We start from the raw sequence: 10,773 nt of genomic DNA on the forward strand, positions 1-10,773 counted from the left end.
ACATTCCTCTTCACCAACGCAGCAAGGCTGCTTTTTCTTCACAATGGAAGGCGGTTACCTTTTAAGCATTGTAGCGGATGGGGGCACCGATTCACTATAATGGCCGCTTTGCAGAAGGCTTTAGCCTTCTCGCTCGGTGGTATGTTCACTTGGGCCATCGGCTTTCTTCTAGAGTGCGCAACAGCGCAGGAGTTGCATGATGTCAGCGCGAATCGCCACGGTAAGCCGTGACACCAACGAAACGCAGATCAGCGTCAGCGTCAACCTTGACGGCGAAGGCCGTCTGGCTGGCCAGTCCGGCGTACCGTTTCTCGATCACATGCTCGACCAGATAGCCCGGCATGGCATGATAGACCTCGACATCAATGCCCAGGGCGACCTGCACATCGATGACCATCACACCGTCGAGGACTTGGGCATCACGCTTGGCCAGGCATTTGCCGATGCCGTGGGCGACAAGCGCGGCATTTATCGTTACGGTCATGCTTATGTCCCGCTGGATGAAGCACTATCCCGTGTCGTGGTGGATTTCTCGGGCCGCCCCGGCCTGTATATGAATGCCGACTTTACACGCGACACCATCGGCCACTTTGAAACCCAACTGGTGGCCGAGTTTTTCCAGGGCTTCGTCAATCATGCGCGTGTTACGTTGCACATCGACAACCTGAAGGGCCTGAACGCTCACCACCAGGTCGAGACCATTTTCAAAGCCTTCGGCCGGGCACTGCGCATGGCGGTTAGCGAAGATCCGCGCATGGCGGGGCAAATGCCCTCGACCAAGGGAAGCTTATAAGGAGCGCTTAATGACCATCGCTGTCATCGACTATGGCATGGGTAATCTGCACTCGGTCGCCAAGGCACTCGAGCATGTTACCCATGAAAACGTGGTCATTACCCGTGACCCACGACGCATCTTAGGGGCCACCCGGCTGGTGTTGCCCGGCCAGGGGGCAATCCGCGATTGCGTCGGCGAACTGGAACGGACTGAACTGCGCGGATTGGTCGACGACATCCTCACCCGCCAGGCCAAGCCGCTTTTGGGTATCTGTGTGGGGCAGCAGATGCTGTTGGAGCGCAGTGACGAAAACGGCGGCGTTGACTGTCTGGGCTTTTTCCCTGGCAACGTGAAGCGTTTTCCCGCCACCATGCGCGACCAGCACGACCAGCGCTTGAAAGTACCGCATATGGGCTGGAACTTGTTACACCAGCGTCAGCCGCACCCGCTATGGGAAGGCATCGAACAGCATGAACATTTCTACTTTGTGCACAGCTACTATGTGGAAGCGGCGGATGACGCTCACGTATTCGGTACAACGGATTATGGCAGTGTGAATGCCCATGTCGCCATCGGCCGCGACAGCACCTTTGCCGTGCAGTTTCATCCCGAGAAAAGTGCCCGCGCGGGTCTACGCCTGCTGGAAAACTTTGTCACCTGGACGCCCTGAGAGGTTTGGTTATGTTGGTAATTCCCGCGATTGATCTCAAAGACGGCCAGTGTGTCCGTTTGAAGCAAGGCCGAATGGACGACGCCACCTCCTATGGCGATGACCCCGTTGCCATGGCAGCCCGTTGGGTGGAAGCGGGCGCGCGCCGCCTGCACCTGGTGGATTTGAACGGTGCTTTCGAAGGCAAGCCGGTCAATGGCGACGCGGTGACAGCCATTGCCCGGGCGTATCCGGACCTTCCCATTCAGATTGGCGGCGGCATCCGCTCGGCCGAGACCATCGAGCACTACCTCGAGGCAGGCGTTTCCTATGTCATTATCGGCACCAAAGCAGTGAAAGAGCCGGATTTCGTCACTGATATGTGCCGCGCTTTCCCGGGCCACATCATTGTCGGGCTCGACGCCAAGGAAGGCTTTGTGGCCACCGACGGCTGGGCAGAGGTCTCCACGCTCAAGGCCACCGATCTGGCCAAACGCTTCGCCGACGACGGCGTATCGAGCATTGTTTACACCGACATCGCCCGTGACGGCATGATGCAAGGCGTCAATATCGAGGCGACCGCGGAACTTGCCCGTGAAGGCGGCCTGCCGGTCATCGCCTCGGGCGGAGTGACTAACCTTGACGATATCAACGCCCTTTGCAAGGTCGCTGACTGCGGTATCCTGGGCGCCATCACCGGGCGTGCTATTTATGAAGGCAGCCTGGACCTTGCCGACGCCCAGCGCCTGAGCGATCAACTGACGGGAGGCCGTAAATGAGTCTCGCCAAACGCATTATTCCCTGCCTGGATGTCGATGCCGGCAGGGTGGTCAAAGGCGTCAATTTCGTGGGTATCCGCGATGCCGGTGACCCGGTGGAAATCGCCAAGCGCTACAACCAGCAGGGCGCCGATGAGATCACCTTTCTGGACATCACCGCGAGCCATGAAGACCGCGCCACCACGGTTGATATGGTGGAGCGTATTGCGGGCGAGGTGTTCATTCCGCTTACCGTGGGCGGCGGTATCCGCAGTTGCGACGATATTCGCACCATGCTGAATGCAGGCGCCGATAAAGTCTCCATCAACACGGCAGCGGTCACCAACCCCGATTTCGTCTTTGAGGCGGCTGAGCGCTTCGGCAGCCAATGCATTGTGGTGGCTATTGATGCCAAGAAGGTATCCGGCGAGGGTGAACCGCCACGCTGGGAGATTTTCACCCACGGCGGACGCCGCCCGACAGGGCTGGATGCCATCGAGTGGGCAAAAAAGATGGTGGACCTCGGTGCAGGCGAGCTACTCCTCACCAGCATGGACCGCGACGGCACCAAGTCAGGCTTTGACCTGGGGGTGACCCACGCGATCTCAGAAGCGGTCAGCGTGCCGGTGATTGCTTCGGGGGGAGTGGGCAATCTGGACCATCTCGTCGACGGGGTACTGGAAGGCGGTGCTGACGCCGTCTTGGCCGCCAGCATCTTCCACTTTGGTGAGTACACCATTCCTGAAGCGAAGCGTTACATGGCCGAACGCGGTATCGACATGCGGCTTTAAATGCTCGTTATCGGTCAGGAGCTTCGAATGTTTCGTTCACATCCATGGATAGGATGCCTAGTGGGCCTGCTGTTTAGCCTGCCTGCTACGGCTTACTCGCTACCCGACTGGGCACCGGCGCTGGAGAGGGATCATACCCTGGTGCAAACCAGCCTTTATACCCGCCATTTCAGCCCCGACCCAGAACATACCAATCAGCAAGATCTGATCAGCATTGAACTGCATAATCCGAATCGCTGGTTGGCGGGCACGGCCTGGTTCAAAAACTCCTTTGATCAACCCACTTGGTACTTTTATGCAGGGCGTGAATTTCCTTTGTGGCAAACCGACCAGGGTTTGAGCGTGCGCGCTAAACTGACCGGTGGTCTCCTGCGCGGCTACAAGGGTGAGTATCGCGATAACATTCCGCTCAATCACCTGGGGATCGCCCCTGCAGCACTGCCAAGCATCGGGGTACAGTGGGGCAAGTTTGAATCTGACCTGATTGTGTTTGGTACCGCCGGCATGATGATAACCGCTGGCGTGCGCCTTTAACCGCTATTCCTCAGCCCCGTCCAGCGATAAGCCTAGGTTACTGACGCCGCCATTACGGCCAAGCTGGCGAATGCCTTTCAGGGCATCTTTGGTCAGCGGCTGCGATACTTCTTCTAGAACAGCGTCCTGGAAGTTGTTTTCGTCTTCCGTCAACGGATGGTCACGGATGAGCAGCGCCAGCGCGTTGGCGTCTTCTTCGCCTTCGGTCAGCTCGATAAAGGCGCGTACCCCGGCACGGGAAGTGCGGCTGACATCCAGCACGGCTTCCGGCGACTCGCCCTGCAACGTATCCAGCAATGCCGATATCGACACGACCGCATCCAGGGCCCGACGCGCGCCAAAGCTTTCGTCGCCTTCGGGCGGCTCGCATTCGGCCAGTTTTTCTGCCTGGCGGGCAAAATCGATACTCGCGCCGGGCACGCTGAGGCGCTCCCAGACCAGGCTGAGCACCGCCCGCAGCGTATGCCCGTCGCCATGCCCGGTGGTCTGTTCATAAAGCGCATAGTTGGGCAGGAGTCGCTCGCAGAGTGCGGCCATGAACGCTTGCTGAGCGGCTAGCGGCAACTGCTGTAGCCGTTGATAGAACCCCGGGGGATTGGTGGACGCCATACGCTATTCCTGGATTGAGTGACTCAAGTTATTGGTGAACGTCGGACAATACGTTATCGTCGCCATCGTGTCGGCAGCCTCTATTGGCAAATTGCCGCAAGGCCGGCGAGGAGATTACCATGCATATTCATCTGCTACAGCACGGCCCAGACCATGGACCCGCCCGATTAACCGACTGGCTAACCAGTATGGGGCACAGCTTTACCATTTTTCATCTTTATGACCAGGAATTAACCCCCAGCGTCAGCGATAGTGACGCCCTTATCGTACTGGATGGGCCAGATCGCTTCATCGAACAGCCACCGGCCTGGTTCAAGGCCGAAAACAAGCTGATCAATCGCTATCTGGATGGCCAGAAGCCATTACTGGGCATTGGCCTGGGAGCGCTATGGATCGCCGACGCGCTCGGCAGCGTGGTCGCCCTCGGCACCTACCCCGAAACAGGCTGGCACACCATCCACCTGGCACCGGAAAGTCCCATCGACCTGCCCGAGCAGTTCGATGCCTTCATGTGGCATCGCTATGTCTTCAGCCTGCCCGACGATGCCTTACCCTGCGGGGGAAGCGAAGCGGCACCGCTTCAGGGTTTCAGCTGGGACGCAGGCCGCGTGGTCGGGCTGCTATGCCACCTTGAAGTCACCCAACAAAGCATCGAGCCGTTATTGGCGCGTCATTCTCTCGAGGCAGAACGCCGCGATTTCCTGCAGACCGAGGCGGATATACGTCAGAGCCCCAAGCGCTTTGATGCCTTGGCGGCGCTGCTTGACCGCTTGCTGAGCCAGTGGCTTCGCCCCGCATCGCTCTAGCCACCGCTATCGCTTAGCGAGTCACTGTTTGATCGAGGCTCCATTGGCGGGCCGCCGCCAGGCAGCTTTCCCAGTCCCCCACATGGTATTCAGGAACGCCAGCATCACGCTGGCGTTCCAGATGATAGCGATACATGGGGTCGTAATATTCCGTGAGCAGCGGGGCCAGCCAGGCTTCGTGTGCTTGTGTATTGCCCTGCTCATGCGCCGCAAAGGCCAATTCTTGCAACCGCTGCAGCCGCTGCAACCTCGCGCTGCCCAGCCGCTTCTTCAAGCGCAGCAAGGCGTTACTCAGCTGCTGACACATCCGTTGCCAGCCTTCTTCAGGCCCGTAACGGAGCTGGTAGGCGTGCTCGAGGTCGAGGATATAGTCGCGCCGCAGCTGCTCCAGACGCCAGTCCAACGGCATCTCGACGCGCAAGCGAGGTGCGCGTTCCATGGCCCCCCAAAAGCTTAATGGCACGTTCACCTCACCTATTTGCCGCGACTCGTCTTCAACCACCAAAGGACCTGGTAGTTCAAGCAAACGCTTTGACAACCGATGCTCAAAGTCGATCTGGCAAGGCGGTGGCTCAGGCGAACGACCAAAGGCGGAGCCTTTGTGCTTGGCAAAGCCTTCCAGGTCAACGCCATTGGCTAAACGATTGATCAGCACCGTTTTAGCGCAGCCCGTCAAACCGCCCACCACCAGCAGTGGCTGTTGAGCCGCCCCGTCTATATGGGCGAGCAGGCGTTGGCGCAGCGCTTTCCAGCCCCCCTCGATACGTGGTCTGACCACGCCTGACTCGGCAAGCCACTGCTGGACAATCTGCGAGCGCAATCCCCCTCGGAAGCAGTAAATCACGGCTTCGGGGTGGCGGGTCAAATAATCCCGCCAAGCTGCCATACGGGCCTCCTTGACGGCCCCGCTGACCAGCTCGTTGCCCAGCGCAATCGCCGCCTGCTGACCCTGTTCCTTGTACGCAATACCGACGCGGCGGCGTTCCTCATCGTCCATCAGCGGCAAGTTGACAGCCCCGGGCAAGGCCCCCTTGGCAAACTCGACAGGCGCACGCACATCAATCAGTGGGAGGCCCTGGCGAATAAGCTGAGGATCGGCAGACACGGTTGGCAATATCACCCGATAACCTCAATCAGCGACTCACCCTGGGGCTTTTTGAGCTTCCCAAACGGTTGCAACGTCAGTCCGAAAGTACGTCCAATGCGCTCGACATCGTCTTCCCACGCCGGATCGACCGCCAACAGCAAGCCACCTGACGTTTGTGGATCACACAGCCACTGCCAGTGGGCTTCATCCATATCAGGGAGCGCACTGCCCAGCGCATCGCGATTGCGTTGCGTGCCACCAGGCACTGCCCCTTGCCGACGATAGCTCTCCGCTTCAGCCAGTCGCGGCAAGCGACGAAAATCAATTTGCGCCATGACATCACTGGCTCGACACATCTCGGACAAATGGCCAGCCAAGCCGAAGCCGGTGACATCCGTCATGGCATTCACGCCTTTTATCTCAGCAAGCGGCACCCCGATACGGTTCGATTGCAGCATGGTTTCGCGTGCCAACCCATGATGGCCCGCGGCTAGCAGGCCACGTTTTTCCGCCGTCGTGAGCATGCCAATACCAATCGGCTTGGTAAGGAACAGCAGGTCACCGGGCTTGGCATGGGAATTAAGCTTCAATTTATCGAGCTCTACCAAGCCATTCACCGACAGCCCAAATATCGGCTCGGGCGCGTCAATGGAGTGGCCTCCCGCCAGAGAAACGCCGAGTTCACGACAGACGGCCTGGGCACCGGCCACCACATCACCGGCGACGTCGGCACTTAATTTATCCAGCGGCCAGCCCAGAATCCCCAACGCCATGACCGGCGTGCCGCCCATGGCGTAGACGTCGCTGATCGCATTGGTGGCGGCAATACGCCCAAAATCAAACGGGTCGTCGACGATGGGCATAAAGAAATCCGTGGTGGCAATCATGCCACGGCCGTCACCCAGGTCATAAACAGCTGCGTCTTCACGCCCCTGATTACCGACGATCAGTCGTTTATTCTTGGCCGCGGGGCCTGCCTTGGCAAGAATATGATCCAAGACATCGGGCGCAATTTTGCAGCCACAGCCAGCACCATGACTGTATTGCGTTAATCGGATGGAACTCATGGTGTCTCTCCTTGGCTCATTGATATCATCTAAGTGTACCCCAACCGCACCTTGTTAGAGGGCCTCGAGCGCATCGCTCAATTTATCCACGGCGATGATTTCCATCCCCTTTGGCGGCTGTTTCGGGGCGTTGGCACGTGGCACGATGGCACGCTGAAAGCCATGTTTGGCTGCTTCGGTAATCCGCTCCTGACCGCTCGGCACCGGGCGTATTTCGCCCGACAGGCCGACCTCACCAAACACCACCAGCTCGCGGGGAAGCGCACGGTTCTGCAGGCTGGAAACGACCGCCAAAAGCACGGCCAGGTCCGCGCTGGTTTCGAGTACCTTGACGCCCCCCACAACGTTTAAAAAAACGTCCTGGTCGCCGGTAAACAAACCGCCATGGCGGTTAAGTACGGCCAGCAACATGGCGAGGCGGTTCTGATCCACGCCCACCGCCACCCGCCGCGGATTACCCAACGCCGACTCATCCACCAGCGCCTGCACTTCTACCAATATAGGTCGCGTGCCTTCCCAGACCACCATCACCAGGCTGCCCGGCGCTTGCTCTTCCTGCCGGGACAAGAAAATCGCACTGGGATTTTTGACCTCTTTCAAGCCCTGCTCGAGCATGGCGAACACGCCCAGTTCGTTGACAGCGCCAAAGCGGTTTTTCTGGCCGCGCAGGGTACGAAAACGGGAGTCGGCCCCACCCTCAAGTAACAGCGAGGCATCAATCATATGCTCAAGTACTTTCGGCCCTGCCAGTGTGCCATCTTTGGTGACATGCCCCACCAATAGCAGAACGGTATTCGTTTGCTTGGCAAAACGCGTGAGAGCCGCGGCCGACTCACGTACCTGGGCAACCCCGCCCGGTGCCGAGGCGATATCCTCAAGGTGCATGGTTTGAATCGAATCGATCACCAGAATCTCGGGATTTTCCCGCTCGGCAACCGCCAGTATGGTTTCCACACTGGTTTCCGCCAACATCTTCAAGCCCTGACTGGGTAGCTGCAGCCGATGGGCGCGCATGGCCACCTGGGAAAGCGACTCTTCCCCGGTCACGTACACGATACGCCGCTGCTGAGCCAGTTTGCAGGCGGTTTGCAGCAACAGCGTCGACTTGCCAGCTCCCGGGTTGCCACCCAGCAGCACCGCTGAACCTGGCACGAGGCCACCGCCCAGCACACGGTCAAATTCGGCAAAGGTCGACGTGAGTCGCGGCACCTCGCTGAGATCAACCTGGCCAAGGTCTACAATCTGTCGAGAGTGATCCCCCGCATAGCCTGCCCGCCCGGAGCCGGCGGTTCCACTGCCGGGGCGTGCGCTGGCCAGACGCACCTCGCTTAGCGTGTTCCATTCCTGGCAACTGGAACATTGCCCCTGCCATTTTCGGTATTCCGCACCGCATTCGGTGCAAACGAAAGCGCTTTTGGCTTTTGCCACCGCAGTGAGCCTCCATTTCATTCATTACATACACAAAAGGCGGCCAGTGGCCGCCTTTACATGTGCAACATGTGCCGTTATTGGCGGGTAAGCTGCAGCGTTTCACCGTTTTCAAAGCGACGACGCTCGGGGTCGATCAGCTCCAAGGTGCTTTCATCGATGCGTAGAAAGTAATAGACTTGGCCATCGCCATTCGGCGTCAGCTCGTAAACAGTGGCATCGGGGTTCGATGGTGTTCCACTGAGAACTTCCCAATTACCTTCATAGTTTTCATCCGGCGGATTTTGCGGATGGTTGCGATAAGAGGCGTTCAACGTGAAGGTGCGCTCTTCGGCAGCACTCATTTCCTCGCCCACCATGGTGACATCCAGATCGATACCGTCGCAGTTACGGCAAGGCAGTGAGCCCTGATAGCTCGTCTGTGCGGTCGCTTCCTCTTCTTGCGGCTGTTCCATTGGGCCGCTCGCGCAGCCAGCTAGAAGTGCCAACATAGCCGAACCGGCTAGCAAACTCCTGAGTTGCATTGGGTCTCTCCTTATCGTGTTGGGCATTTTCTTTGTTACGCGCACTTGTGACAGCATAACGCCTACAAGGTGCAACGCCCACCCCTGTGAGCTGAATGCTTGCGCTAAGATAGCCTTCAAGCGACCATGGGCTATCTTGCAAGGATAATCAGGTTACCCCCATGAGCCAATACTGGAGTCCGGCCGTTCGCGAACTTACGCCATACGTGCCTGGTGAGCAGCCACGCGAGCAGCTTGTAAAGCTCAATACCAATGAAAACCCTTACCCGCCTGCCCCTGGCGTCGGTGAAGCACTGCACGATTACGCGATCGACCACCTACGCCTCTACCCGGACCCTACCTCTGCAGCGCTGCGTGGATCGCTCGCGGAGACGTTTCAGGTAGCCAGTAGTCAGGTGTTTGTCGGCAATGGGTCCGATGAAGTGCTCGCCCTTGCCTTTCAGGCGTTTTTCCGCCATGGCGCGCCGCTAGACGTTCCCTCGATTACCTACAGCTTCTATCCCGTTTACGCCAATCTTTATGGCGTTGAGTTGCGTAAACACCCGCTCAACAAGCAGTGGGAAGTCGATATTGATGCGCTCACGGCGGAAACTAGCCGAAGCGGCGTTATCTTTGCCAACCCGAATGCACCGACCGGCCATGCGCACTCGCTAGAGGTCATTGAGTCGCTGCTCACACGCGTCACAGATCGTGTGGTGCTTGTGGATGAGGCGTATGTCGACTTCGGCGCTGAGAGCGCTGTAGCGTTGATTGACCGCTACCCCAACCTGCTCGTTACCGGGACATTCTCCAAATCCCGCAGCCTGGCAGGCCTGCGCTTGGGCTATGCAGTGGGTTCGGAGGAATTGATTGATGGCCTGCTGCGGGTAAAGGACTCCTTTAACTCTTATCCCGTGGATAGCCTGGCAAGCCTGGTGGGCATTGCCGCACTGAAAGACGCCGAGCATTTTGAAGCCTGTCGCGAGCATGTGATTACCACCCGTGAGCGTACCCGTCAGCGCCTTGAAGCGCTGGGATTTGAGGTATTGCCCTCCAAGGCCAACTTTGTGCTTGCCCAGCACCCTGATTATGAAGGGGCTCAGATATTTGCTGGCTTACGTGAACGCGGCATCCTGGTCCGTCACTTCAATACCCCGGAACTCAACAACTTCCTGCGCATCACCATCGGCACCGATGACGAGATGGACAGCTTGATTGAAGCGCTGGAAGTGATCTGCGGTTAATGACTAGCATCGCTTTTCAAGGGCGGCGCAAGCCGCCTTTTTAATAGCGGCTTTTCTTCCACGCAAACAAAAAACCCCAGCTCCTTTTGGAGCTGGGGTTTTTCTTAATAGGTGCCTGACGATGATTCGGCCGGCGCTCCGGGGGGCGGCCTTCCGCCGGTCGGCGCTCCGATACTTTACTCGTCTCATCCTGAGACTCGCCCTTCGGGCCCGCTAAAGCGGTTCCCGTTTGTTCCCGACAAACGGGTTCATGGGGAGACCCCTAAAACAAAAAACCCAGCCGGTTGACTGGGTTTTCTGCGGTATAGGTGCCTGACGATGACCTACTCTCGCATGGGGAGACCCCACACTACCATCGGCGCGAAGCGGTTTCACTGCTGAGTTCGGCAAGGGATCAGGTGGTTCACGCTTGCTATGGTCGTCAGGCGTAACTTTAAATGCATACCATGCTGACTGTTTACAACGTGTTTCGTGTCGTCTCTCACTGACTGATACTCATCAGCTCAGTGCGTATCCGGCTTC

The 10,773-nt window shown here is 58.3% G+C and carries 12 protein-coding genes and 1 rRNA gene; 7 read left to right on the forward strand and 6 right to left on the reverse strand.

Translation table 11 applies throughout. The annotated features are described in order from the left end of the window. The first annotated feature begins 199 nt into the window (after positions 1–199). Genes hisB through BMX75_RS10745 form a run of 5 tightly spaced genes read left to right on the forward strand, consistent with a single transcriptional unit; the run spans position 200 to position 3,507 of the window. The gene (gene hisB, locus BMX75_RS10725) at positions 200–793 is read left to right on the forward strand and encodes an imidazoleglycerol-phosphate dehydratase HisB (protein WP_092827767.1); all 594 of its coding nucleotides are present in this window, start codon (positions 200–202) and stop codon (positions 791–793) included. A gap of 10 nt (positions 794–803) precedes the next feature. Then, positions 804–1,445: an imidazole glycerol phosphate synthase subunit HisH gene (hisH, locus tag BMX75_RS10730; RefSeq protein ID WP_066319841.1), complete on the forward strand. Its 642-nt coding sequence runs from the start codon at positions 804–806 to the stop codon at positions 1,443–1,445. A gap of 11 nt (positions 1,446–1,456) precedes the next feature. Next, a complete protein-coding gene (gene hisA / locus BMX75_RS10735) occupies positions 1,457–2,203 on the forward strand; it encodes a 1-(5-phosphoribosyl)-5-[(5-phosphoribosylamino)methylideneamino]imidazole-4-carboxamide isomerase (protein ID WP_092827769.1) in 747 nt (248 codons plus the stop codon). Continuing rightward, positions 2,200–2,973: an imidazole glycerol phosphate synthase subunit HisF gene (hisF, locus tag BMX75_RS10740; protein WP_092827771.1), complete on the forward strand. Its 774-nt coding sequence runs from the start codon at positions 2,200–2,202 to the stop codon at positions 2,971–2,973. Before hisA ends, hisF begins: the two co-directional genes overlap by 4 nt. Before the next feature lie 27 nt (positions 2,974–3,000). Continuing rightward, positions 3,001–3,507 (forward strand): hypothetical protein, encoded by a 507-nt coding sequence (locus BMX75_RS10745; protein ID WP_092827773.1) that lies wholly within the window; start codon positions 3,001–3,003, stop codon positions 3,505–3,507. 3 nt (positions 3,508–3,510) lie between these two features. Here the strand turns inward: BMX75_RS10745 and BMX75_RS10750 are convergent, their stop codons facing one another. After that, on the reverse strand, positions 3,511–4,116 hold the full coding sequence (locus BMX75_RS10750; protein WP_092827775.1) for a YjaG family protein: 606 nt from the start codon (positions 4,114–4,116) through the stop codon (positions 3,511–3,513). Between the two features lie 119 nt (positions 4,117–4,235). On the opposite strand from BMX75_RS10750, the gene BMX75_RS10755 reads away from it, so the two are divergent. Then, positions 4,236–4,922, forward strand: coding sequence for a type 1 glutamine amidotransferase (locus BMX75_RS10755; RefSeq protein ID WP_092827777.1), 687 nt, complete (start codon positions 4,236–4,238; stop codon positions 4,920–4,922). A 13-nt stretch (positions 4,923–4,935) separates the two neighbouring features. On the opposite strand, the gene mnmH is transcribed toward BMX75_RS10755, so the two are convergent. The 4 genes from mnmH to BMX75_RS10775 all read right to left on the reverse strand — a co-directional run bounded on the left by mnmH (position 4,936) and on the right by BMX75_RS10775 (position 9,028). Beyond that, positions 4,936–6,042, reverse strand: a complete 1,107-nt coding sequence (gene mnmH / locus BMX75_RS10760) for a tRNA 2-selenouridine(34) synthase MnmH (RefSeq protein ID WP_092827779.1) — start codon at positions 6,040–6,042, stop codon at positions 4,936–4,938. After that, complete coding sequence (gene selD, locus BMX75_RS10765; protein WP_092827781.1) at positions 6,039–7,076, reverse strand: selenide, water dikinase SelD; 1,038 nt, start codon at positions 7,074–7,076, stop codon at positions 6,039–6,041. The genes mnmH and selD overlap by 4 nt, the downstream gene beginning before the upstream one ends. 54 nt (positions 7,077–7,130) lie before the next feature. After that, positions 7,131–8,504: a DNA repair protein RadA gene (gene radA, locus BMX75_RS10770; protein WP_092827783.1), complete on the reverse strand. Its 1,374-nt coding sequence runs from the start codon at positions 8,502–8,504 to the stop codon at positions 7,131–7,133. Positions 8,505–8,581: 77 nt separating this feature from the next. After that, positions 8,582–9,028: a copper resistance protein NlpE N-terminal domain-containing protein gene (locus BMX75_RS10775; RefSeq protein WP_092827785.1), complete on the reverse strand. Its 447-nt coding sequence runs from the start codon at positions 9,026–9,028 to the stop codon at positions 8,582–8,584. 161 nt (positions 9,029–9,189) lie between these two features. On the opposite strand from BMX75_RS10775, the gene hisC reads away from it, so the two are divergent. Further along, positions 9,190–10,251, forward strand: coding sequence for a histidinol-phosphate transaminase (gene hisC, locus BMX75_RS10780; protein WP_092827787.1), 1,062 nt, complete (start codon positions 9,190–9,192; stop codon positions 10,249–10,251). 310 nt (positions 10,252–10,561) lie between these two features. On the opposite strand, the gene rrf is transcribed toward hisC, so the two are convergent. Next, positions 10,562–10,677: ribosomal RNA gene (gene rrf / locus BMX75_RS10785) — 5S ribosomal RNA — on the reverse strand. Between the last annotated feature and the right edge of the window lie 96 nt (positions 10,678–10,773).

Source organism: Vreelandella subterranea, from assembly GCF_900111305.1.
Classification (GTDB): Bacteria; Pseudomonadota; Gammaproteobacteria; order Pseudomonadales; family Halomonadaceae; genus Vreelandella; species Vreelandella subterranea.